Source organism: Castellaniella sp., from assembly GCF_034675905.1.
In the GTDB taxonomy this organism is placed as follows: Bacteria; Pseudomonadota; Gammaproteobacteria; order Burkholderiales; family Burkholderiaceae_B; genus Castellaniella.
Window position 1 is genome coordinate 28,168 of record NZ_JAUCCV010000003.1, and the last position, 23,296, is coordinate 51,463.

Below are 23,296 nucleotides of genomic sequence, written 5' to 3' on the forward strand. Positions count from 1 at the left end.
ATTCACAGACCTTCTTCGACCTGGGCCGTGATGATCAACACGGTTGCCAGACGCTGGGCATGGATGCGATCGCCGCCGCCCAGAATGGCGGGCAGACCAGGATTCAGGCGCCGTTCGCTGGTTTCCGACTGCTGCCGGTCAAAGCCCGAGACCACCAGCGGCTGACCCGGCTGCAGCGCCAGCTGCTGCACCGTCCCATTGCCCTCGACCGTCAGTTGCTGCAGTTGCAGAGGGTTGTCCCGATCACCAAAGGTGACGGTCTTCAGGGGCTGCGCCACGGTATTGTCATAAGCCAGCGACAGCAGGATCTGACCGTTTTCCTGGGCATCCGGTACAAGCGTCAGCAGCGATCCCACGGTTTCTTCCTTTTGCTTGACGGACACGGCCGGCACTGCCAAGCCGTTGGACCCGGACAGCGGTGTGGTTTCGACCCGGTCGATATAGGAAAACGTCGTGCGCACTGCATGCGTCACTGGCCGGCGGTTCAGCGTAAGCATGGGCACGCTGCTGCGACGCACCAGGCGCACGGATTCTCCCAGCGCCTGGATGACGGCCTCGCTGCCGCTCAGAGATCCCTGTGTCACTCCCAACCCCAGACGACCCGCGGACCCTCCGCTGGACAGAGCCGGCACGGCCAGACTGGCAGCCAGTCGAGCGCCGGAGAACACCACATTCCAATCCAGACTGGCCTGCGCCTGCTCGTTGAGCGCCACCGTCAATTCCTCGAAGATCAGGCGCACCCGCCGGGTCAGGGCGCGGTTTTCCTGGTCCAGGTAAGCGCCGATCCGATCCAGGACATCCGGTATATCAGTGACGACGATCGTGGCGCCGGCCCCCGGTTCGGCCACCAGCAAGCCGGCCCGCGACAAAAAGGGTTCGATCCGCGCCCGGACGGTCTTCATCACATCCTGATCGCCGCTATGCAGCTGCGTGCTGGACGTGCTGATGAACCCCCCGTCCGTTTGGCGCGCCCCCAGACCCAGCGAGGCCTGCGCACGGGCATCCAATGTCAGGGCGCGGATATTGAAGACCCGCGTATCCGTCCGAAAAAACTCGATGCGCCCCTGGGCGTAACGCCACCGCACCCCCAGGTGAGCGCACAGACGGTCCAAGATGTGCGGCAGCGGCGCCGGAGCGGCCGCCAGTTCAAAGGACTGCTCGGCATCCGTCTGCGGCATCCCCTGAGCAGCCGTCTGGGCTAGACGCGGCAGGAAATGCCAAGGCGGCAGCAGCGCGTCCGGGCGCACATGTACAGGAATGCCAGTCACCGTAGAAATCCGCCGGGCGATGCGCCGCAGATCATCGGTGCCGTCGGCAAACAGCAGGGTGGTCCGCACCCGCGCCCGCAAGGCCGCAGGCAGGGACAGGTCCCTGGCCAAGGGCTGAGACTGCCCCGCCACCCACGGTTTGTCGACGTCTTGCGCCGCCCGCCGCCGGTCCGGGTCGTCCAGAGGAGGGACGAAGCGTTCGTGTCCCTGCTCGACCGCACGGTCTGTCTGTCGATAGTGCTGCGCCGCCTGCCGCAGGCGTTCCTGCAAGACACAACCAGGCAAGGCCAGGGATAGCGCCAGCAACACGGCCATCAGGCGGGGGCTCATGATCCGCCTCCTGGCGTTTGCGTCCGGTCGCAACGCTGCGCCAGCGGCACCACGCGCAAGACCCGATTGGCATAGAAACAGGGCTGGACCGGCCGGTCACCCAATTCGGTCGCCGCCAGCAGGTTGCGCACGGCGGGACGGAAGGCATCATCGAACACGGCAGACCCCGCCAGCGGAATATCCACATCCACGGCCCAATGCTCGGCCTCGAATGTCCATCCGGCCAAGCCAGCCCAACGGGCCAGCGCCTGGCGCACATTGCCATCAGCCGGCGTGACCCCGAAGGGCAGCGAGACCGGCGGCGGAACCTTAGGCCGCGCCTGCTGTACGGCAAGCGGCGCAGCGGCCGGCAGCGGCTGATCCCCAGCAACGCCAAGCGGCGATGCTAGAGTCAGCGCCAAGGACGATCCCCCCGCAGGGGCGGCAGTATGACGCTCTGCTTCCTTGGCGACCGCATCCCCCATAGGGGCATCCGGCGCGCCATCCGCCACCCGGCGGGCTTCGGCCTGCAACAAGCCGCCGCGCATCAGCAGATGATCCGGCACCCCGCGCACCACCAGGTAGTCGCCCGTACGCCGCGACGACAGCAGGCGGTCCCCCGCTGCCGTGCGGGAAAACAGGGCCGGGGCGGCGGCCTGGCCTGCCGGATACTGCAACCAGGTCTCGCGCCCGTCGTCGAAAATCTGCAAAGGCGCCAGATCGGTATCCCCGGACAGGCGCCAATCGAAGTGATAGCGCCCCACCGCCGGTTCCGTCCACGCATGCCACCACGCTGCCGCATCCGTCGTGGCGCAGCCTGCCAGCCCCAGCATCAACCCCACTGCAACCAGGATCCTGATCATGCCGTTTCTCCAAGAATGGCCCTGGATGCGGCAATGAAAAAGGCGCCGGATTCAGGGAATCAGGCGCCTATGGTGGCCTGGCGGCGAAACTGCCGCCAGACTGGGAAGTACGAACAGATAAAAGTGTCTCGGCGATTGCCTAGCGCTGGCGAGCCAGGCGATTGCCCTCTGCGCTCGCGGCCGTCAAGGCGGTCACCGCCGGTTGTTGGCCATCCAGAGCCGAGGTCAGAATCTGCTGGAAACGCGAACGGATGGCCGGATAGTTGTGGATCCGGAAACCCTGGCCGGTGACGGCCGAGCGGCCTGCATACACGGCCACCAGATTGCGCCATTGGCCCAGGTCCTTGTAGTAGCTGGGCGGCGTATCATCAAACGCCGCCTGGGTCAGGGGCAGATAGCCGGTCTGCTGATACCAGCCGGCAGCCTGTGCGGGCTGCGCCATCCAGCCCAGGAAGGCGACCGTGGCGTCTGTCACGGGCTTCGAGGTTTTCATGACCCACAACCCCGCGCCGCTGACAAAGGGATTGCCCGGCACTTTGGTGACTTCGGGGTAGTACGGCAGGCCGGAGACGGCATATTGCAGCTTGCGCTGGTCATTGAACTGGCCGATGTGGCTGGAGCCCGACATCATCACGGCGCATTCGCCCTTGGCGAAACGGCTGATGGACTGCATGCCGGCATCCGGGCGCACCATGATCTGCGAACGCACCCAGCTGATCATCAGGGACAGATGGCGCACATAGGTGACGTCAAAGGAAAAGCTGGGCAGGCCCTTGGCCTTCAGGCCATTGTCGGCGCTGGCGTACAACTGATTGTTGACGGCAGCCAGATTTTCCAGATTGATCGATACCGGCAGATCGGATGTCAGCGGGCACTTGCGCGAGCCGTTGTTGGCCAGGCTGACCAGCTGACCCTGCAAGTCCATCCAGGTGCGCTGCGGGGCGGCCGGCACCAGGCCCGCTTTTTTGAAGGCATCCTGGTTGTAATACATGACCGGCACTTCCAGCATCGCCGGGAAGGCCATCAGACGGCCTTTAGGGTCATGGATGAAGGCATTGTCGGACGACACGAACCAGCGCACGCCTTTCAGGGGACCGGTTTTTTCCAGGGCATACAGGGGCTGCACATAAGCGCGCTGGGAAATGTCTTCCAGCGTATGGCTGTCGCCGATCTGTGCCAGCGCCGGCAGGGATTTGGCAGCGGCGGCAGCGTCCAGCGCCTGATTCAGGGCCTCGGGCGTGTCGAATGTGCGGACCTTGACCTGTACATCGGACTGGCTGCGGTTGTAGGCCTTGACCAAAGACTGGAAGGCATCGGCATTATGCCCGTCCAGGCTGACCCACACCGGCACGTCGGTCGCCGCCCAGACCGGCGCTGCCACGGCAGCCGCCGCCAGCACGCAGGCAGCACGAACCCCCGGACGCCCGGCGCCGGAACCTAAGAGGAAATTCATCATGAATCAGTCAATCCAAAAAAGGAAATCGAATGTCGGGTGTGCGCCCTGAAACCAGATCGGCCAGTACCCTGCCGGAACCGGCTCCCATGGTCCAGCCCAAGCTGCCGTGCCCCGTATTCAAATACAGGTTACGGATGCGCGAACGGCCGATCAACGGCACATTGGATGGCGTTGTCGGCCGCAAGCCGGACCAGAACTGAACATTATCAAAATCAAGGGCGCTTGGGAACAGGGACCGGGCATGTTCCGCCAGCCGATTGCAACGGCCCGTATCCAGTGCGCGCGAATAGCCGCCGATTTCTGCCGTCCCCGCCACCCGCAAATGATCCCCCAGGCGCGAGGTGACGATCTTGGCTTCCTGGTCGACCAGACTGACGACCGGCGCAGCCGCAGGGTCGCGCAGGCGAAACGTGGCGGAATAACCCTTGGCCGGCCAGACCGGGCAGGACACGCCCAGCGGCGCCAGCAACTGCGGACTGAAGCTGCCCAGGGCCACCACGTAGGCATCTGCCTGCAAGGACCGGAAAAACCCATCCGGCTCGACTAATTCGGCCACCGACACGCGGCCGTTGACCAGCACCAGACGGCTGACCCGCGTATTGAAGCGGAACGTGACACCGGCCGCCTGCGCCTGTTCAGCCAGCCCGCGAGTGAACAGATGCACATCGCCGGATTCATCATCTGCTGTGAAATCTCCCCCCACGATAGGGTCGCGTGCAGCGGCCAAGGCAGGCTCGATGCGCAGGACCTCCGCCGCATCCACGATCCGGCGGTCGACCCCCAGTTCGCGCATCTGCGCAGCACTGGTCCGCGCGTACTCGAATTCGCGCGGATCCCGGTAAAACGCCAGAATGCCGCGCTCCAGGTGGTCGTATTCAATGCCCAGATCGGCTCTTAATTCACGCAGGGTCGCGCGGCTGTACTGCGCCAGCGTCACCATGGCCCGCAAATTCGCGGCAAAGCGCGGCGCACGGCATTCATTCAAGTAGCGCGCGCACCACAACCACTGACGGGGATCCAGGCGCGGACTGACGCGCAAGGGCGCATCGGCCCGACCGATCCAGCGCAACACTTTTTTCAGCATATGCATGCTGGCCCAGGGCTCGGCATAGCAGACGGAAATCTGGCCGCCGTTGGCGCGGCTGGTTTCCAGCGCCACCCCGGAACGCCGTTCGATGACCTCGACTTCGTGACCCGCCCGTGCCAGCCACCAGGCGCTGGACACCCCGATGATGCCGGCGCCGAACACGGCGACTTTCATGTCTGGACCTCGGCGCGATCGGCCTCGGAGGTAAAGGCATCGGCGTAGAACATCGCCGGCGGCAATGCACGCTGCTGCACAAAGTCATGGCGCGCCGCTTCGACCATGGCCGGCGCCCCGCAGGCGTAGACCTGATGACCGGACAGATCCGGGAAATCGGCCATGACCGCCTGATGCACCCAGCCCGAACGGCCGTCCCAGCGGTCTTCGGGTGCGGCATCGGAAATGACTGGAACAAAACCGAAAGCCGGCCACTGCCCCAGCCAGGCACGCACCAGATCCGCCTGATACAGATCGGCAGGCCGCCGCCCGCCCCAGTACAGCACGGCAGGGCGGTGATCGCCGCGCATCAGCATGCTTTCGATCATGGCCTTGATGGGGGCGAAACCCGTCCCGCTGGCCAAAAAGACGATGGGGCGGTCCTCGTCGCGCAAGAAAAACGACCCCAGGGGGCCTTCGATACGCAAGATATCGCGGGCCTTCAGGGGGGTCTCGGTATGGCCGAAGACCTGATCGGTGAACATCCCGCCCGGCATGTGGCGCATGTGCAACTGCACGCGATGGTCCTGAGCCTGGGCGCAGGCCATGGAATAGCTGCGCCGACGACCGTCCTTGAACAGAAAATCCAGATACTGGCCCGGTTGGAAAGCAAAGGCCTCGGCCGACGGCAGCTGCAGCGAGACTTCCATGACATCCCCCGCCAGCGGCGTCAAGGCCTGCACCCGCACCGGCATTTTGCGCACGACGACGTCGCCGCGCATGCGGACTTCTTCGGCCTCGATCACCACATCGGTCGTGGGCCGCGCCTGGCACAGCAAGGTGTAGCCCTGCGCCCGGTCGGCCGGATCGAGGATTCGGTCCGGCGCCGGACCGGCCTCGTAGCTGCCCGACACCACCCGCCCCCGGCAGGTGGAGCAGGTGCCATTGCGGCAGCTGTAGGGCAGGACCATGCCGGCAGCCAAAGCGGCATCCAGGATGGTCTGCCCGGGTTCGACGGTGAAATCCCGACCGGCTGGCTGCACCGAGACCTTGAGACTCATGACGGATTCCGAAAACGTGGGCGATCCCTCATTTTAGCCCCGCCGGCATCCTTTAATTTCCCGACCACAGGCTGGGCTGCTTGATCTTCACATCCAGCAGCTTGCCCTTGCGGGCGCGGCGTCCCACATAGATGGCCAGGTCATCCATAGACAAAGTCAGTTCGGTATCCCGGGCGCGATAAACCCCACGCAACACGACACCGGCCGGCCCCACGGCGGCCCACTGCGCCAGGCTGTCGCCCTCGTCCAGCCCCATCAGGATGGTGCCGCGGCCGCCGCCCGCCAGGGCCTTCAGTTCATCCAGCGCCACGACCAGGAACTTGCCTTTCTGGCTGAACAGGGCGACCGCCTGATCATCGGGCTTGAGCAGCAGAGGCTTGAGCAGCCCGTCGCCCTTGTCCACGGTGACGAACTGCTTGCCCGCGTGCTGGCGGGTAGACAGGTCGCCGCCCGTCGCCACGAAGCCATAACCCGACACCACGCCCAGCAGCAGACGCTGTTCGGGCGGGGCGACCCACATATGCACAATCCGGCTGCCGGGCTCCAGCGTCAGCATGGAGGTGACCGGCTGCCCGTCGCCGCGCGCCGATGGCAAGCTGGCCACCGCCACGCTGTAGCTGCGCCCGGTATTGGACAGCGCCGTCAGTTCCTGCGTGCTGCGGCATTCCACGGCATCGTACAGGGCATCGCCCGTCTTGAAGCTGAACTGCCCCACGTCGTGCCCATGCCCCTGGCGTACCCGCAACCAGCCCTTTTGCGACATGATCACCGTCACCGGCTCGTCCAGCACCTGGGTTTCCAGCACGGCGCGATCTGCGGTTTCGATCAGGGTGCGGCGGTCATCGCCATACTGCTTGGCATCGGCCTCGATCTCGCGGATGATCAGGCGCCGGAAAGCGTCCGGGTTGTCCAGCAGATGCTGCAGCGCCTGCTCATCCTCGCGCTTGGCGGCCAGTTCCTGTTCAATGCGGATGCCTTCCAGACGCGCCAGCTGTCGCAGGCGCATTTCCAGGATGTCGTCGGCCTGACGCTCGGACAGCGAGAAGCGTTCCATCAACGCCGCCCGGGGGTCATCGGCCTCGCGGATCGTGCGGATGACTTCGTCCACATTCAGATAGACGATGCTGCGCCCTTCCAGGATATGGATGCGATCCTGCACCTTGTCCAGGCGATGGCGCGTACGCCGGGTCACGGTCTGCGCCCGGAAGGCCAGCCAGGATTCCAGCACCTGACGCAAGCTGCGCTGGCCGGGCCGGCCATCCGTATCGATACACACCAGATTCAGCGATACATTGCCTTCCAGGCCGGTACGCACCAGCAGCAGATTGACGAACTCGTCGCGATCGATGCTGCGGGATTTCGGCTCGAACACCAGCCGCACCGGCGCCTGTTTGCCCGACTCGTCGCGCACGGCATCCAGCAGCCCCAGCACCAGCGCCTTGGCCTGCTGCTGTTCGGCCGACAGCGATTTTTTGCCCGCGCGCGGCTTGGGGTTGGTCAGGTCTTCGATGGTTTCCAGGATTTTCTGGGCTGACGCGCCCGGCGGCAATTCCGTGACGACCAGCTGCCACTGCCCCCGCGCCATCTCCTCGAAGTGCCAACGGGCGCGGGCCTTCAGGCTGCCTCGGCCGCTGGCATAAATCTGCGCAATGTCTTCCGGAGACGAGATGATCTGCCCGCCACCCGGAAAATCCGGTCCCGGAATCATCGCATACAGATCGGCATCGGCCAGCGAAGGCTTGCGCAGCAGCGCCACACAGGCCTGGGCGACTTCGCGCAGATTATGGGAAGGAATTTCAGTCGCCATGCCCACGGCAATGCCCGACGCCCCGTTCAGCAACATGATGGGCAGGCGCCCGGGCAGGCAGACCGGCTCCTGCTGGCTGCCATCGTAGTTGGGAGCAAAGTCCACCGTGCCTTCGTCCAGCTCGTCGAGCAGCAGGCGGGAAAACGGTGTCAGGCGCGCCTCGGTATAGCGCATGGCGGCAGCATTGTCGCCATCGCGCGAACCGAAATTTCCCTGGCCATCGACCAGCGGATAGCGCAGCACGAAGTCCTGCGCCATGCGCACCATGGCGTCGTAGGCCGCCTGATCGCCGTGCGGGTGGTATTTACCCAGCACATCGCCGACCACTCGCGCCGACTTGACCGGACGCGACTGCGGCCCCAGGCCCATGGCGTCCATCGCGTACAGAATGCGGCGCTGCACGGGTTTCTGCCCGTCCGAGATTTCCGGCAAGGCGCGGCCGCGCACCACCGATACGGCATAGTCCAGGTAGGCCTGTTCGGCATAGCGGGCCAGCACCAGGTTTTCATCATCCCCTGCCATCAGCAGATCCGGGGTATTGGCATCCATCGTCATTCCTTAAACGTCCACTTCGGCCAGATTGCCTTTTTCTTCCAGCCAGGTGCGCCGCTGGTTGGCCTCGCCACGCGCCATCAGCATGTCGAACATCTGCACCGAACCCGGCAGTCCGTCGTCGCCATGACGCACCTGCGCCAACCGACGGGTGTCCGGGTTCAGCGTGGTATCCCACAACTGTTCAGCATTCATTTCCCCCAGCCCCTTGAAGCGGCTGATGCGCCAGACACCCTCGCGCAGGCCTTCGCCGCGCAGTTTTTCCTGCACGGCATCCAATTCGACCTGATCCAGGCAATACAGCTTGCGAGCCGGGCGTTTGCCCGCCGCCGGCACGTCCACCCGGAACAGCGGCGGGCGCGCGATATAGACATGACCCGCCTCGATCAGGCGCGGAAAATGCCGCAGAAACAGCGTCAGCAACAGGACCTGGATATGGGCGCCATCGACGTCGGCATCCGACAGAATACAGATGCGCCCATAGCGCAGCCCCGACAGGTCGACGTCCTGGCCGGCAGCATGCGGATCGACGCCGATGGCCACCGAGATATCGTGGATTTCATTGTTGGCAAACAGCCGATCGCGCTCGACCTCCCAGGCGTTCAGGATTTTGCCGCGCAACGGCAGGATCGCCTGGAATTCCTTGTCGCGCCCCATCTTGGCAGAACCGCCCGCCGAATCGCCCTCGACCAGAAAGACCTCGGTGCGCGTCACGTCCGTCGATTCGCAATCCGTCAGTTTGCCGGGCAAGACAGCCACGCCAGACCCCTTGCGCTTTTCGACCTTGCGCGCGGCGCGGCTGCGGGCCTGGGCCTGGCCGATCGCCAGCTCCGCCAGACGCTTGCCGAACTCGACATTGGCATGCAGCCATAGTTCCAGGGCATTGCGCAGGAATCCGCCCACCAGCCGCACGGCATCGCGGCTATTCAGGCGCTCCTTGATCTGGCCCTGAAACTGCGGGTCCAGCACCTTGGCCGACAGGATGAAGCTGGCGCGCGCGAAGACATCTTCCGGCAGCAGACGGATGCCCTTGGGCAGCAGATTGTGCAATTCCGCAAAGGATTTCACGGCATTGAACAGGCCTTCACGCAGGCCCGATTCATGCGTCCCGCCCGCTGTCGTGGCGATCAGGTTGACATAGGATTCACGCACCACCGGGCCTTCTTCGGTCCAGGCCACCACCCACTGCGCACCCTCGCCCAGCGCGTATTGCTCATCGTCATCCGCCGCATATTGCTGACCCGCAAACAAGGGCACCAAGGTCGGCGCATCGCCCAAGGCTTCGCTCAGATAGCCCTTCAGGCCGGTCTCGTAGTGCCATTCCCGCTGCTGGCCGGTTTTTTCCGTCGCCAAGGTGACGCGCGTGCCCGGCAGCAGCACCGCCTTGCTGCGCAGGGCGTGTTCCAGATCGCCCAGCGGCACCTGCGCATGATCGAAATAGCGGGGGTCCGGCCAGGCTCTGACGCGGGTGCCCGACCGGCGCTTGCCGACCGTTCCCGTCTGGCTCAGGGGCTCGATCACCGCGCCATCGGCAAAGACGATGCGATATTCGCCGCCATCGCGCCAGATGGTGACTTCCAGCCGGGTGGACAGCGCATTGGTGACCGACACCCCCACGCCGTGCAGGCCGCCGGAAAAGGCGTAGGCGCCGCCATCAGCCTTGTTGAACTTGCCGCCCGCGTGCAAGCGGGTAAAGACCAGTTCGACCACCGGCGCATGCTCTTCCGGGTGGTCGCCCACCGGAATGCCGCGCCCGTCGTCTTCCACCGACAGGCTGCCGTCTGCGTGCAAGGTCACCGCGATGCGGTGTCCGAAACCGGCCAGCGCTTCGTCTGCAGCGTTGTCGATGACTTCCTGGATGATATGCAGCGGGTTATCGGTGCGCGTGTACATCCCGGGGCGCTGGCGTACCGGCTCCAGCCCTTTCAGAACGCGAATCGATGACTCGTCGTAGCGTGCTGTGCTCACTGTGGTGTCCGTCCGTTGGCAATCAAAAAGGTCACCATTTTACGGAGATAATGGTATGCTTAGCGACATAGGGCCTCACGCGCCCCGCTGCGCGACGGCATTTCCACCGGCTCCTTGCCTTCCCTTTCCTAGCATTTGCGCACAATAACCGCACTATGAGCGACTCCATCAAGCACGTAAGCGATGCGTCCTTCCAGGCCGACGTGCTCCAATCCGAATTACCTGTTCTGGTCGACTACTGGGCCGAATGGTGCGGCCCTTGTAAAATGGTCGCCCCGCTGCTCGACGAAGCCGCCGCCAAATACCAAGACCGCGTGACCATCGTCAAACTGAACGTGGACGAAAATCCCGACAGCGCCGCCCAGTATGGCATACGCGGCATTCCTACCCTGATGCTGTTCAAGGACGGCAAAGTCGCCACCACCAAGGTCGGCGCTCTGTCCCGCACGCAGCTTCAGGCTTTTCTCGACGAATCTCTCTGATTCCTTTTCATCACCCGCAGTGATTGCGTGCAGGCCCGGTCCCGGACCTGCACAGCGTCCGACGATTCCTTCTTCTCCTTCCTCCCCATGCATCTGAACGAACTCAAAGCGCTGCACGTGTCGCAGCTGCTGGAAATGGCTGCCGAACTCGACATCGACAATGCCAACCGGCTGCGCAAGCAGGAACTGATGTTTGCCATCATGAAGCGCCGCGCCAAACAAGGCGAGCAGATCTTCGGCGATGGCGTTCTGGAAGTGCTGCCCGACGGATTCGGCTTCCTGCGCTCGCCCGATACCTCCTATCTGGCCAGCACCGACGACATCTACATCTCGCCCTCGCAGATCCGCCGCTTCAATCTGCACACCGGCGACTCCATCGAAGGCGAAGTCCGCATCCCCAAGGACGGCGAGCGCTATTTCGCCCTGGTCAAGGTCGACAAGGTCAATGGCATGCTGCCGGAGACCATCAAGCACCGGATCATGTTCGAGAACCTGACGCCGCTGCACCCCGACGATCCGATGGTCTTGGAACGCGACATCAAGAGCAAGGAAAACATCACCGGCCGCATCATGGACATCTTTGCCCCGATCGGCAAAGGCCAGCGCGCCCTGGTCGTCGCCAGCCCGAAATCGGGCAAGACGGTGATCATGCAGCACATCGCGCACGCCATCACCACGAACTACCCCGACGCGGTCATGATCGTGCTGCTGGTCGACGAACGCCCCGAAGAAGTCACTGAAATGCAGCGCACCGTGCGCGGCGAAGTCGTGGCATCGACCTTCGACGAACCCGCCACCCGCCACGTGCAGGTTGCTGAAATGGTCATCGAAAAGGCCAAGCGCCTGGTCGAACTGAAGAAAGACGTCGTCATTCTGCTGGATTCCATCACCCGCCTGGCACGCGCCTACAACACCGTGGTGCCGGCATCGGGCAAAGTCCTGACCGGCGGCGTGGACGCCAACGCCCTGCAGCGACCGAAACGCTTTTTCGGCGCGGCGCGCAACCTCGAAGAAGGCGGGTCGCTCACCATCATCGGCACGGCCCTGATCGAAACGGGCAGCCGCATGGACGAAGTCATTTACGAAGAATTCAAGGGCACCGGCAACTCCGAAGTGCACCTGGAACGGCGATTGGCCGAGAAACGCATCTATCCAGCCATCAACCTGAACAAATCCGGCACGCGACGCGAAGAGCTCCTGATCAAACCCGAACTTTTACAAAAAGTCTGGGTGCTACGCAAATTCATCCATGACATGGATGAGATCGACGCCATGGAATTCATCCTGGACAAAATCCGGGCAACCAAAAACAACGCCGAATTTTTTGACATGATGAAGAAATAAGCGAGCACCTTGATGAGTCTTCCTTCCGTCGATCAATTTCTAACCCAACTGCAGGCACGCGACCCCCATCAACCTGAATTCATGCAGGCTGTCAAAGAAGTCATGCACAGCCTGTGGCCCTTCATCCAGAAAAACCCGCGCTACGCCAGCCAGGCGCTGCTCGAGCGGATCGTGGAACCGGAGCGCGCCTTTCAATTCCGCGTCTGCTGGATGGATGACACGGGCCGCACCCGCGTCAATCGCGGCTTTCGCGTCCAGCACAGTTCGGCTATCGGCCCCTACAAGGGCGGCATGCGTTTTCACCCATCGGTGAACCTGTCGATCCTGAAATTCCTGGCCTTCGAACAGACCTTCAAGAACGCCCTGACCACCCTGCCCATGGGCAGCGGAAAAGGCGGCTCCGACTTCGACCCCAAGGGCAAGTCCGATGCCGAGGTCATGCGCTTCTGCCAGGCTCTGATCATCGAACTCTACCGCCACCTGGGCCCGGACACGGATGTGCCCGCTGGCGATATCGGCGTGGGCGCCCGTGAAGTCGGTTTCATGGCCGGCATGATGAAAAAGCTGTCCAACCAGAGCGGCTGCGTGTTCACCGGCAAAGGCCTGTCCTTTGGCGGCAGCCTGATCCGCCCCGAAGCCACCGGCTACGGCGTGGTCTACTTTGCGGAAGAAATGCTCAAGCATGCAGGCCAGTCCCTGGAAGGCTACAAAGTCGCCGTCTCCGGGTCGGGCAACGTCGCTCAATACGCCATTGAAAAATGCATGCAGTTGGGTGCGCGCGTCGTGACGGTCTCGGATTCGCACGGTTGCGTTGTCGACCCTGAAGGCTTCACGCCGGAAAAACTGGCTGCCCTGATCGAACTGAAAACCGAAAAACGCGGCTGCATCGAAGAATACGCCAAGCAATTCGGCCTGACGTACGAAATCGGCAAACGCCCCTGGCATGTGCCTGTCGACGTCGCCCTGCCCTGCGCAACGCAAAACGAACTGGAAATCGAAGACGCCCGCACCTTGATCGCCAATGGCGTGCGCTGCGTGGCCGAAGGCGCGAACATGCCCTCCAGCATCGAGGCCGCCAACGCCTTGATCGAGGCCGGTGTCCTGTACGCCCCCGGCAAGGCCAGCAATGCAGGCGGCGTGGCGGTATCGGGTCTGGAAATGAGCCAGAATGCCCAACGGCTGCACTGGACGCGTGACGAGGTCGATGCCAAGCTGCACGCCATCATGCGCGACATCCACCAGAATTGCGTGCGCTACGGCGCCGAAGGCCAACAGGTCAACTACCTGAACGGCGCCAACATCGCCGGCTTCGTCAAAGTCGCCGACGCCATGCTGGCCCAAGGGGTGTACTGACCTGCGTCCTGGCTGCCGCCATGGCCTCAGCCATGAAAAAAGCTCCTTAGGGGGCTTTTTTCATGGCCAGAGCCGCCGTATCACACCAGAATCTGCTGCAAAAAGGCCCTTGCCCGATCACTGCGTGGCAGGGTGAAAAACAATTCCGGCTCATTGTCTTCGACGATGGATCCTTCATCCATAAACAGCACCCGCTCCGCCACCTGGCGCGCGAACCCCATCTCGTGCGTGACGCACAGCATCGTCACCCCGCTCTCAGCCAGCTGAACCATCACATCCAGAACTTCTTTCACCATTTCAGGATCCAACGCAGCAGTGGGCTCATCAAATAGAATGATTTTTGGCTCCATGCACAGGGCGCGGGCAATCGCCACCCGCTGCTGCTGACCGCCGGACAGCTGTGCAGGGTATTTGCACAGGTGCGCCCGCATGCCGACCTTGTCCAGAAAATGACAGGCGCGCTCTTGCGCGCCCTGGCGCCGCAAGCCGCGCACCGACATGGGCGCCAGCGTGCAATTGTCCAGCACCGTCAGGTGGGGGAACAGATTGAAATGCTGAAATACCATGCCGACGTCCTGCAACACCGGCGCCGCCTTGGGTGCGGTCTGCACGATATTGGCCCCCAGGATCTCGATGTGTCCGTGCTGAGCCGTCTCCAGCTGATTGATGCAGCGTATCAAAGAGGATTTCCCCGAGCCTGACGGACCGCAGAGAACGATCCGATCCCCCTGGCGCACCCGCAGGTTGATGTCTCGCAGGGCATGGTAATCGCCATACCATTTGTTCAGACCCTGGATATCGATGACGACAGGGACATCGCCAGCCGGCAAGGTGTCTTGCAGATAACGGGATTGGATTGGAGCATTCATGATGAGTCAGTCCGTAAACGGGCCTCAGCGGCCCAGGTGGCGGGACAACCGTCCCTCCATGATCAGCAGCACCCGCCGCAACACCTCGACAACACACAAATACAGCACTGCGGCCCAAAGATAGATTTCAAAATTGAAACTTCTGGAATAGGCCAGTTTGGTGACGCCCATGACGTCATACACGGTCACCAGGGAAGCAATCGCGCTGGCCTTGACCAGCAGAATCATTTCATTGCCCAGCGGCCCGATTGCGATCCGCATGGACTGCGGCAGCATCACGCTTAGAAAGGTCCGCACACGCCCCAGGCTGAGCGCTCGGCAGGCCTCTCTTTGCCCTGCAGGAATCGCCAGCAGACTGCCACGAAAGATCTCTGCCTGATAGGCCGCTGTATTCAAGGTAAAGGCCAACAGCGCGCACCACCAGGGATCGCGGAAAAACCACCACAGGTTGATCGACTGCCAAAATCCGCGAAAAGCGCCCATCCCGTAATACAGCAGAAACAGCTGAGCCAGCAGCGGGGAGCCGCGGAAAAAATAGATATAGCCACTGCTGAACCCGCGGACCAGCCGCCGGGCCGACAAGCGCCCCCACACCAACACCCAGCCCAGCAGCCAGCCTAGAAGGAAGGACAGCAAGACCAGTTTCATGGTGATCCAGAAACCCGTCAGCATGCGCAGACCATAGAGATCCAGCAAAGACGGGTCCAGGAAGTACGATAAGAAATGCTTGGCTGCATCCATGGCGATCAGCTCTTTTGCAGATGGCGCGAAAAACGACTTTCAGCGCGGGAAAACAGCAAGCCGGACACCGCCGACAGGATCAGATACAGCACACAGGCTGCGCCATAGAACAAGACAGGTTCTCGGGTCGCCGTGACGGCCAGACTGGTCTGGCGCATGATGTCTGCCAAAGAAATGGTCGATACCAGCGAAGTGTCCTTCAGCAGGGTCAGCCAATTGTTCGTCAAACCAGGCAAAGCGACCCGCATCAACTGGGGAAACGTCACCCGCCACAGCGCGCTCCAGCGCGACAAGCCCAAAGCCTGCGCCGCTTCACTCTGCCCTTGCGGAACAGCCTTGAAAGCGCCGAGCCAGACCTCGCTGGAAAAAGCAGCCAGCACCAGGCTGAAGGCGATCACCCCAGCCACGAAGGCATTGACGGCAATGCCTCCGGTATAACCCAGATGCCGCATCAACCGTTCCGCCGCGATCTGGCTGCCGTAATAGACCAGAAACAGCGTCAGAAGCTCGGGCAAGCCGCGAAACACGGTTGAAAACAGGGTGGCCGACAAGCGGGCGGCCGAGCGCTGCGACCGGGCGCCCAGCGCCACCAGCAGCCCTAATGGGAAGCCGAAGGGCACACAGCACAACGCCAGCAGGATCGTGACCAAGGCGCCAGCCAACAGCGCATCCCCCCACCCGCTCTCTCCCCAGGACAGCAATTGCAATACATCAAGCATGGAAGCATCGGCCCCGAACAGGCCGCTCCGTGTGGATGAACAATGCAAACGGTGGCATGCGCCACCCATCCGGTCAGTAGATATCCAGCCCGAAGTAACGCTGGGAGATCCGCTGATAAGAGCCATCGGCGCGAATCGCTTGAATCGCCTGATTCAGCCGGCCGCGCAAAGCATCGTCACCCTGGCGCACCGCAATCGCGATATCCCCCTGCGTCCCCGGCAAGTCGCCCAGCAGCTTGCAACAATCATGGCTGTGCTTGCGCATCCACTCGATCAGGGGATATTTATCATGCACCAGTGCGTCCAGGCGACCGCTGATCAAGTCGCTGCCCGCTTCGTCGGCGGTCGGGTACAAACGCACCTCGGCCCCTGCCTTGCCGTAAACATCCTCGGCATACATCCCAGGCGTGCTGGACGACTGAGCGCCGACCACCTTGTCCTTGAACGCCGCCGCATCCAGGCTCTTCAGCTCGGAGTCGCGCAGCACCGCCACCGACATCGACGTACGGTAGTAATGCTCAGTGAAATCCACCTGCTTGGCGCGTTCCGCCGTCACGGCCATGGACGAAATGATGGCATCGAACTTGCGAGCCATCAGCGCCGGAATGATGCCGTCCCAGTCCTGGGCAACGAATACGCATTCGACCTTCATCTGCTTGCACAAGGCATTGGAAATATCGATGTCGAAGCCCACGTATCCGCCATTGGCGCTGGGCGCGCTAAAGGGCGGATAGGCGGCCTCCAGGCCGATGCGCAACGTTTCAGCCCCCGCCGGGGCTCCCAGCCCCAGCCCACAGGCCAGTGCCAGCCACGCAGTAAAGATCTTCAGTTTCTTCATGGGTTTTGTCTCCTGTTTTTTTATAGAAAATCGCCCCTGATGCTGATCTATCGATCGTCTCAGGGGCCGGGTAAAGGCTGTAGCAGCCGATCGCGCACCAAAGTGCTTTTGCCAAAAAGGCTTTCCACCATCTGCACCGCCACTTTGGCGGTGCCATTGCGGACATCCAGAGCAGGATTCAGTTCGACAATGTCCAGCGATGCGACACGACCGGTATCCGCCAGCATTTCCATGCACAATTGAGCCTCGCGCCATGTGGGCCCGCCCTGCACGGTGGTACCGACGCCAGGGGCGTAGCTGGGGTCCAGGAAATCCACATCAAAGCTGACATGCACATGGGCATCGTCGGGCAGGCCGGCCAAAGCCGCCTGCATCACTGCCTGCATGCCCAGTTCGTCGATCAGGCGCATGTCGTATACGTCCAGACCCTGTTCATGCACAAACAAACGTTCTTGGCGATCCACGCTGCGGATGCCGATCATGCGCAGGTCACCGATCTGCAAGGCGGGGCCCGCCCCCCCCAGATCCACCAGACCATCCGGACCAAAGCCACACAGACAGGCAACCGGCATGCCATGCACGTTTCCGCTGGGCGTCAGGCTGGCCGTATTGAAATCCGTATGCGCATCCAGCCAGAACACCCGCAAGGGGCGCCCGATCCGGCGGCAATGACGGGCGACGGCGCCCACCGAACCAACACCCAGGCAGTGGTCTCCGCCCAGCATGATCGGGATGCGATCGGCCTGAAGCTGCGCCGTCACCGCATCAAAAAGCGCATGATTCCACTGTGTCACTTCGGGCAGATGACGATAGCCATCCCGTGGTGGTTGCCAAGGGTTGCCCGGGCCGCTCAGATTGCCGGCATCGACGACGCTCAGACCCTGCCGGATCAGCGCCCGTTCCAGGCCGGCCACGCGCAGCGCCTCCGGCCCCATCGAGGCGCCACGGGCGCCTGCGCCGATATCCGTCGGTGCGCCGATCAGGGCGGCTACCTTTCCTGTCATCATTGATCTCCCTAGTAGACTCAGGCCTCATGCGGGCAGGCCAGCGCCGCCTTTTCCATGCCTGCCGCCGTACCGGCAGACAGGCGCTGCATGGCGCCAAACAGATCCTTGGGATTGCCGGTTTGCGGCACCAGCTCGAACTCGCGGCCGATCTGCAATGCCCGCGCTTGATCCCACAGGAAACGCAAAGCGGAAAAATCTTCCAGCGCAAAGCCGACGGAATCAAATACCGTGATCTCGGCATCGGACCGGCGGCCGGGGCGCCGTCCTGTCAGCACTTCCCAGAGCGGGACCACCGCATAAGCGCTGGGCATCTGCTGGATCTCTCCCTCGATCCGGGACTGGGGCTCGAATTCCACGAACGTCGTGGCGCCCGACAGAATATCGGCATGCAATTCGGTCTTGCCCGGACAGTCCCCGCCAACGGCATTGACGTGCACACCGGGCTGCACCATATCGGGCGTCAGGATCAAAGCATTGGTCTTGTCCGCCGTGACGGTCGTGATGATATCCACCCCAGCCACCGCATCCTGCGTGCTACGGGCCAACTGGACATCCAGGCCCTGGACACCCGCCAGATTCTGCTTCAGCTTATGGCTGGCCTCGGGATCAATGTCATAGATCCGCAACGTATCGATGCCCAGCAGATGATGAAAAGCCAGCGCCTGGAATTCGCTTTGAGCGCCATTGCCGATCAGTGCCATGGTACGGGCCTCTTTGCGCGCCAGGACGCGGGCGGCCATGACCGACGTGGCCGCCGTACGCAGCGCGGTCGTCAGTGTCAGTTCACTCAACAGCAAGGGCCGGCCGGTACTGACTTCCGCCAGTGCGCCAAACGCCATGACGGTGGGCAAGCCATGGGAAGGGTTGGAGGGGTGGCCGTTGACGAACTTGAAGGAATAGCGGTCCGCATCCGACGTCGGCATCAGTTCGATCACGCCGACCGTGGAATGGCTGGCCAGGCGGGCGATCTTTTCGAAAGACTCCCAGCGCACGAAATCATCTTGGATGTATCGGGACAGCAGGTCCAGAGTCCTGCGGATATTCATACGAGCAACCAGCACGGCTACGTCGCTTGTCGTCAGCATCAATGCCATGATGCGCCTCCTGTCTGATTATTGTGTCTTGGTCCGGCATCTTGAAATCCATGCGCATCCGTCGTTCGATCCACCGCACATGCCGCTTGCTCGAGGACGGGGCTGAAGGATTTCCGGTCGGGCTGAACCTATTATTCTTCAGAGGAGAGGCAATTCATATAATCAATTTCATACAAAAAACGATAGATTTTTGAACAAAATGTATGATGTTGATATCAATATGTCAGAAGTAGGTTCGGAATGGACTCCCTCGACCACCAGATCCTCTCTTATCTACGCAACGACGCCCGCCTCTCGGTCGCCACATTGGCCAAAAAACTGGGGGTATCGCGCGGTACCGTCTGCAATCGCATCGCCCGTATGGAACGCGATCACATCATCCTGGGCTACACCGTGCGCGTGCAGGCCGACGCTCAGCCTCAGGACATCAACGCCTGGATGAGCATCGCCATCGAAGGCCATGAAACGTCGCGCATCGTGCGCGACCTGACCGGCGAACCTGCTGTCTGGGCGCTGCACGACACCAATGGCCGCTGGGATCTGCTGGCGGAACTGCGGGTCACCAGCATCGCCCAGCTATCTGATGCGCTGGAGCGCATCCGTCTGATCAAAGGCATTTCAGCAACCGAAACCAGTCTGCACCTGAAGACCCGGCAACTGCGTTGACGGCGTCAGCGCAGCCTGGCCACCTCACTTCCCATTGGCCTCTTGGGTCGCGGCATCAATCGGCACTTCCGTGATCTTGGGCTCACTCCAGGTCCCCTTGACCTGATAGCGCACCGTCATGGCCTTGGCCAGCGGCGTTTTCAGCAGCCACTGGGTGACAAAGGCGCCCAGGCCGATCAAGGGATTGATGGCGATGCCCGCCGCCAGGGCGGCGCCGCTGACGTCCAGATTGGGCACAATGACCGCCTGCATATTCAGGGATTTGTCGAGGATGTTCGTGCTGCCTTCCAACAGCACAGTGCCGACCGAGCCGATGAGCTTGTAATCATGCGCCTGCACGACTCCCCGGCTCAGACTCAGAGAGCCACGCAGCTGATCAAAGGGGAAGCCGTCCTTGGGCAGGCCCGCCAGGCCCTGATCCAGGTGATTCAAGCGTGCAATGGACTGCAGGGACAAGATTTCCAGCAATTTCCCGGTTTGCGACGCAACCTTCAGGATACGGCCCTTGTCGAGTTCGATCTGCAGACTGCCGCTCAGGTCGGCCTTGTCATGCCGCCACGGCAGGTCACGCCAGGTGAAATCGCCCTTCAGCGTCCCCTGCCCGCCCGACAACATGCCTGGCCACCCCGCACGAGACAGCCAGGCCCCCAGGTCCTGGGCCTTGACCGTTGCTTGCAGACTCAAGCCCCGATCCGGGCCGCGCAAGCGCCAGGCGCCAGAGCCTTGCAGACGGGCGTCCTCATCCCCGATGCGCAGGTGGTTCATCTGCCAGACATGGTGCGCGTTGTCTCGCACGCCCTCCAGAGACAAAGCCCCCATGGCACGGCCATACAGGCGCAAATCATCGGCCTGCAGGATCAGGCCGGGGATCTCCAGATCATCTTCGAAGCTGGCGGCATCGGCTGCGGGATCGGCCGGCAGCAGCGACTGCGTATCCCTGGGATCATCCCCCAGGCTCAGGCGGGCAAAACGCCCCGACAAAGGACCTTGCACCCGGCCATCCAATTCCCGCCACTTCAGGGTGCCGGTGGTCTGCTCGGAACGCAGATTCAGGGACCACTGCTCGTCCGGCGTGCGCGTCACGCGCAACACGGCATGATCCAGGCGCGTAAGCTGCAGACGCAGCTGATCCGCCTGGACGCTGAGCAAAGACAGATCCGGCCACAATGGCCGGGCAGCTGCACGAGCGGCACGGCCACGCCGGGGAATGGAAAACTCATCCACGATCCGGTTCCAGAGATCCAGATCGATCAGGGGATAGCGCAACGCCAAGCGCAAGCCCGGCTCGGCAGGATCGGCCGCCTGCCCCACGCCGACCAAGGCCTGCTGAAAATAGGGCCCCTGCCGCATCCGCCGGACATGGCGTAAGCCCACGACCACCAGATCACCCAGACGCACGTCCAGAATATCGGCTTGCTCATCCGCATCGGTCCAGTGCACCTGCAGGGATCGCGCCTGCTCGACAGGCTTGGCCAGAGGGGCAGGAAAATCCAGACCCAGGCCGCGTGTATCCGAGTCCAGATTGAAGACATAGGCGCCACCCTGCTGTGCCAACTGCGCCCGATAATCCAGCGCCCCTGACAGACGCTTCATGCCCGGCACACCGACAAACGCCGCCAAGGCCTTGGCCGTCATGTGGCCCTGCAAAGACAAACCCGCCGCCTGCGCCCCTCCCAGCGCCCCCTGCACCCGCACCGCGCCACCCAGGATGGTGGCCGTCAGGGGGTGGGCGATCTGCACACCCTGTTCGCTGAAATGCAGGCTGCCATCGATCGCCTCGAAGGGCGGCGCCTGCGGCAGAAACTGCAAGCGCCCTTGCTGCAGATCGATACGCCCTTGCACCTGGCTGTCGTCTGTGCGCAAAAGCGGGATCGTCAGCGCCAAGGGCACCTGCCAGTCGCCGGCGGCCGATGCTTCGTCAAAGACGCCATCAAGCAGATGCGCCAGCGGCGTCTGGCGGATCAGGTTCATGTATGTCTCGCCATCCGCTGCGCTGTGGCCCGAGACCTGCAGGGTAGCGTCGTGCTCGAGATCGGGTATCCTGGCCCGCAATCCGCTCAGGCGGATCTCCTGCCCAGGCGCCGGTTCCATCCGCGCAGTCGACGCGCTCAGGCGCAGATCCATGCGATGCAGGTCCGCCGTGCCGATCATGTCCTGCAGCAAAGGCCAGGATTGCCCCTTGGGCGCATCCGGTACAAACTCGATCCGCGCATCGCGGAAATCCCCCCTGACCTGGAAATCCCCGGCCTGGGGCTTTTCGCCAAAGGGAAAGTCGGCCAGATCCCCGCGCAACACCCATTGACCATTGAAGAGCGTTCCCGCCTGCAAACCCTTGGACAGCCATTCCCGCGCATCGGCATCGACTTCAAGCGGCAGATAGCGGTGGATGGCATCCAGGCGGGCGCGTGCAATCGTGCCCTGGAAATCCGCCGTTCCGGCCAGCCCCCCGCTATCCCAACGGCCCGCCCCCTGCAGCGCAATGTCGGCGTTGCGCCAATCCAGACGCTGCAACTCCAAAGCCCACCGGCCGGCATGCTGCACGCTGCCGCGGACCGCCACGGCGCCAAACGCCAGCGGCGCCTCAAACCACTGCGGCTGTGTCAGGCGAATATCCTGGGTGCGCAGATCAAACGCCAGGCCATTCGGGGCGTCGCCCCCCTGGGCCAGCGCCTGCCATTGATCCAAGCCGCCCTGCAGCCAGAGTTCCGCCTGCGGCACCTGCACCTGCAGAGGGCCGGCATCCGGGGATCCCCAGCGCACCGCCTGCAAGCCCAGCAACAGCGTCAGCTCCGGCGAACGCTGTCCGGCACGGGCCCAGAACTGCGCGTCCAGCCGCCCCTGTTCCAGGGCCTGCGGCAGATCGACCCAAGGACGCCAATCTCGCGCCCCCGCCCCGGACAGCTGCAGCCAGCCCCGCCAGTCCGCAGCCCTCCCCCGCATCAGCGCAGCGGCATCGGCCACCACTCTGATATCCAGACGGGCATCCCCCGCCAGAGGCGCTCGAGCCGACAGCGACAGCCCCCATTCATCGGCCCCCTGGCGGCGCAAGACGACATGCGCATCACGCAACACCAGTTCAGGCGCGCCGCGCAATTGGTCGTCCCAATGCACCGTGGCATCCTGAAAGGCAATCAAGGGTTGAGCCAACACCCATTGCAGCCAGCCCGGCACGGTCGCCTGATCGGTCGCCCGGTCCACGCCCAGCACCTGACCCAATAGACGAAGCCGCCCGTCGGGCAAACGGGCAAGGCCCAGATCCATGCCCTGCACCTGCAGGCGCAACACGCCTTGGCGACCGGGCAGAAGGGCGGCCCAGTTCAAGCTGGCCCGGACACTGGGCGCTGCCAGCCAGTCATGCCCCTGATCATCGGATACCCGCACCTGACGAAGATCGAACTGCGGGTTCCAGCCGTGCCAGGACACCTGGATCGACCCAAGGGAGACCTGTGCGCCCGCCGCTTGCGATAAACGGGCGGCAATCTGCGGCCGCCAATCGTCCAGATGCGGCAAAATCAGGTAGCGACCTGCCAGCAGCAAGCCCGCCAACCCAAAGTACAGGCACAGCAAGACCGCGCAGATGCGCCGCGGCCAGACACAGGAAAGCTTTGAAATGAATTGGCGCATGCCGAATTTTGCAGTATGTTAAAGCCCCTGCCCAC

The 23,296-nt window shown here is 62.9% G+C and carries 18 protein-coding genes; 4 read left to right on the plus strand and 14 right to left on the minus strand.

Annotation, left to right across the window (positions count from 1 at the left end; all coding sequences use genetic code 11):
* Window positions 1–2: 2 nt before the first annotated feature.
* The 7 genes from VDP79_RS04610 to VDP79_RS04640 form a co-directional block, all read right to left on the minus strand.
* Complete coding sequence (locus VDP79_RS04610; protein ID WP_323017057.1) at window positions 3–1,598, minus strand: hypothetical protein; 1,596 nt, start codon at window positions 1,596–1,598, stop codon at window positions 3–5.
* Window positions 1,595–2,440 carry a TcpQ domain-containing protein gene (locus VDP79_RS04615; protein WP_323017058.1) on the minus strand — a complete coding sequence of 282 codons (846 nt, stop codon included), beginning with the start codon at window positions 2,438–2,440 and terminating at the stop codon, window positions 1,595–1,597. The genes VDP79_RS04610 and VDP79_RS04615 overlap by 4 nt, the downstream gene beginning before the upstream one ends.
* 139 nt (window positions 2,441–2,579) lie before the next feature.
* Window positions 2,580–3,896 carry an extracellular solute-binding protein gene (locus tag VDP79_RS04620; RefSeq protein ID WP_323017059.1) on the minus strand — a complete coding sequence of 439 codons (1,317 nt, stop codon included), beginning with the start codon at window positions 3,894–3,896 and terminating at the stop codon, window positions 2,580–2,582.
* Between the two features lie 7 nt (window positions 3,897–3,903).
* Window positions 3,904–5,157: a D-amino acid dehydrogenase gene (locus VDP79_RS04625; RefSeq protein ID WP_323017060.1), complete on the minus strand. Its 1,254-nt coding sequence runs from the start codon at window positions 5,155–5,157 to the stop codon at window positions 3,904–3,906.
* The gene (locus VDP79_RS04630) at window positions 5,154–6,197 is read right to left on the minus strand and encodes a CDP-6-deoxy-delta-3,4-glucoseen reductase (RefSeq protein ID WP_323017061.1); all 1,044 of its coding nucleotides are present in this window, start codon (window positions 6,195–6,197) and stop codon (window positions 5,154–5,156) included. The genes VDP79_RS04625 and VDP79_RS04630 overlap by 4 nt, the downstream gene beginning before the upstream one ends.
* Before the next feature lie 52 nt (window positions 6,198–6,249).
* Window positions 6,250–8,553: a DNA topoisomerase IV subunit A gene (parC, locus tag VDP79_RS04635; protein ID WP_323017062.1), complete on the minus strand. Its 2,304-nt coding sequence runs from the start codon at window positions 8,551–8,553 to the stop codon at window positions 6,250–6,252.
* A 9-nt stretch (window positions 8,554–8,562) separates the two neighbouring features.
* Complete coding sequence (locus VDP79_RS04640) at window positions 8,563–10,524, minus strand: DNA topoisomerase IV subunit B (protein ID WP_323017063.1); 1,962 nt, start codon at window positions 10,522–10,524, stop codon at window positions 8,563–8,565.
* 155 nt (window positions 10,525–10,679) lie between these two features.
* Here VDP79_RS04640 and trxA point away from each other — a divergent pair, with 155 nt between their 5' ends.
* The 3 genes from trxA to gdhA all read left to right on the plus strand — a co-directional run bounded on the left by trxA (window position 10,680) and on the right by gdhA (window position 13,703).
* Window positions 10,680–11,006, plus strand: a complete 327-nt coding sequence (trxA, locus tag VDP79_RS04645; RefSeq protein WP_323017064.1) for a thioredoxin TrxA — start codon at window positions 10,680–10,682, stop codon at window positions 11,004–11,006.
* An 87-nt stretch (window positions 11,007–11,093) separates the two neighbouring features.
* On the plus strand, window positions 11,094–12,350 hold the full coding sequence (rho, locus tag VDP79_RS04650; protein ID WP_323017065.1) for a transcription termination factor Rho: 1,257 nt from the start codon (window positions 11,094–11,096) through the stop codon (window positions 12,348–12,350).
* A 12-nt stretch (window positions 12,351–12,362) separates the two neighbouring features.
* Window positions 12,363–13,703 carry an NADP-specific glutamate dehydrogenase gene (gene gdhA / locus VDP79_RS04655; RefSeq protein WP_323017066.1) on the plus strand — a complete coding sequence of 447 codons (1,341 nt, stop codon included), beginning with the start codon at window positions 12,363–12,365 and terminating at the stop codon, window positions 13,701–13,703.
* 80 nt (window positions 13,704–13,783) lie between these two features.
* On the opposite strand, the gene VDP79_RS04660 is transcribed toward gdhA, so the two are convergent.
* From VDP79_RS04660 to VDP79_RS04685, 6 genes are all read right to left on the minus strand, one after another.
* Window positions 13,784–14,572, minus strand: a complete 789-nt coding sequence (locus VDP79_RS04660; RefSeq protein WP_323017067.1) for an amino acid ABC transporter ATP-binding protein — start codon at window positions 14,570–14,572, stop codon at window positions 13,784–13,786.
* A 24-nt stretch (window positions 14,573–14,596) separates the two neighbouring features.
* Window positions 14,597–15,313 carry an ABC transporter permease subunit gene (locus tag VDP79_RS04665; protein WP_323017068.1) on the minus strand — a complete coding sequence of 239 codons (717 nt, stop codon included), beginning with the start codon at window positions 15,311–15,313 and terminating at the stop codon, window positions 14,597–14,599.
* A gap of 5 nt (window positions 15,314–15,318) precedes the next feature.
* Window positions 15,319–16,032 carry an ABC transporter permease subunit gene (locus tag VDP79_RS04670; RefSeq protein ID WP_323017069.1) on the minus strand — a complete coding sequence of 238 codons (714 nt, stop codon included), beginning with the start codon at window positions 16,030–16,032 and terminating at the stop codon, window positions 15,319–15,321.
* Between the two features lie 73 nt (window positions 16,033–16,105).
* A complete protein-coding gene (locus VDP79_RS04675) occupies window positions 16,106–16,870 on the minus strand; it encodes a transporter substrate-binding domain-containing protein (RefSeq protein WP_323017070.1) in 765 nt (254 codons plus the stop codon).
* A gap of 59 nt (window positions 16,871–16,929) precedes the next feature.
* Window positions 16,930–17,877 carry an arginase gene (gene rocF, locus VDP79_RS04680; protein ID WP_323017071.1) on the minus strand — a complete coding sequence of 316 codons (948 nt, stop codon included), beginning with the start codon at window positions 17,875–17,877 and terminating at the stop codon, window positions 16,930–16,932.
* Between the two features lie 17 nt (window positions 17,878–17,894).
* Complete coding sequence (locus tag VDP79_RS04685) at window positions 17,895–18,971, minus strand: ornithine cyclodeaminase (RefSeq protein WP_323017072.1); 1,077 nt, start codon at window positions 18,969–18,971, stop codon at window positions 17,895–17,897.
* 240 nt (window positions 18,972–19,211) lie between these two features.
* Here VDP79_RS04685 and VDP79_RS04690 point away from each other — a divergent pair, with 240 nt between their 5' ends.
* On the plus strand, window positions 19,212–19,637 hold the full coding sequence (locus tag VDP79_RS04690) for an Lrp/AsnC family transcriptional regulator (RefSeq protein ID WP_323017073.1): 426 nt from the start codon (window positions 19,212–19,214) through the stop codon (window positions 19,635–19,637).
* Between the two features lie 24 nt (window positions 19,638–19,661).
* Here the strand turns inward: VDP79_RS04690 and VDP79_RS04695 are convergent, their stop codons facing one another.
* The gene (locus VDP79_RS04695) at window positions 19,662–23,261 is read right to left on the minus strand and encodes a YhdP family protein (protein ID WP_323017074.1); all 3,600 of its coding nucleotides are present in this window, start codon (window positions 23,259–23,261) and stop codon (window positions 19,662–19,664) included.
* Window positions 23,262–23,296 lie beyond the last annotated feature (35 nt).

Coding starts and splice junctions, on each gene's coding strand:
- VDP79_RS04610 (WP_323017057.1), bottom strand. CDS start 1,598: ATGAGCCCCCGCCTGATGGCCGTGTTGCTGGCGCTATCCCTGGCCTTG.
- VDP79_RS04670 (WP_323017069.1), bottom strand. CDS start 16,032: ATGCTTGATGTATTGCAATTGCTGTCCTGGGGAGAGAGCGGGTGGGGG.
- VDP79_RS04630 (WP_323017061.1), bottom strand. CDS start 6,197: ATGAGTCTCAAGGTCTCGGTGCAGCCAGCCGGTCGGGATTTCACCGTC.
- VDP79_RS04665 (WP_323017068.1), bottom strand. CDS start 15,313: ATGGATGCAGCCAAGCATTTCTTATCGTACTTCCTGGACCCGTCTTTG.
- VDP79_RS04660 (WP_323017067.1), bottom strand. CDS start 14,572: ATGAATGCTCCAATCCAATCCCGTTATCTGCAAGACACCTTGCCGGCT.
- VDP79_RS04695 (WP_323017074.1), bottom strand. CDS start 23,261: ATGCGCCAATTCATTTCAAAGCTTTCCTGTGTCTGGCCGCGGCGCATC.
- rho (WP_323017065.1), top strand. CDS start 11,094: ATGCATCTGAACGAACTCAAAGCGCTGCACGTGTCGCAGCTGCTGGAA.
- gdhA (WP_323017066.1), top strand. CDS start 12,363: ATGAGTCTTCCTTCCGTCGATCAATTTCTAACCCAACTGCAGGCACGC.
- VDP79_RS04625 (WP_323017060.1), bottom strand. CDS start 5,157: ATGAAAGTCGCCGTGTTCGGCGCCGGCATCATCGGGGTGTCCAGCGCC.
- VDP79_RS04685 (WP_323017072.1), bottom strand. CDS start 18,971: ATGGCATTGATGCTGACGACAAGCGACGTAGCCGTGCTGGTTGCTCGT.
- VDP79_RS04690 (WP_323017073.1), top strand. CDS start 19,212: ATGGACTCCCTCGACCACCAGATCCTCTCTTATCTACGCAACGACGCC.
- parC (WP_323017062.1), bottom strand. CDS start 8,553: ATGGATGCCAATACCCCGGATCTGCTGATGGCAGGGGATGATGAAAAC.
- VDP79_RS04675 (WP_323017070.1), bottom strand. CDS start 16,870: ATGAAGAAACTGAAGATCTTTACTGCGTGGCTGGCACTGGCCTGTGGG.
- VDP79_RS04620 (WP_323017059.1), bottom strand. CDS start 3,896: ATGATGAATTTCCTCTTAGGTTCCGGCGCCGGGCGTCCGGGGGTTCGT.
- VDP79_RS04615 (WP_323017058.1), bottom strand. CDS start 2,440: ATGATCAGGATCCTGGTTGCAGTGGGGTTGATGCTGGGGCTGGCAGGC.
- trxA (WP_323017064.1), top strand. CDS start 10,680: ATGAGCGACTCCATCAAGCACGTAAGCGATGCGTCCTTCCAGGCCGAC.
- rocF (WP_323017071.1), bottom strand. CDS start 17,877: ATGATGACAGGAAAGGTAGCCGCCCTGATCGGCGCACCGACGGATATC.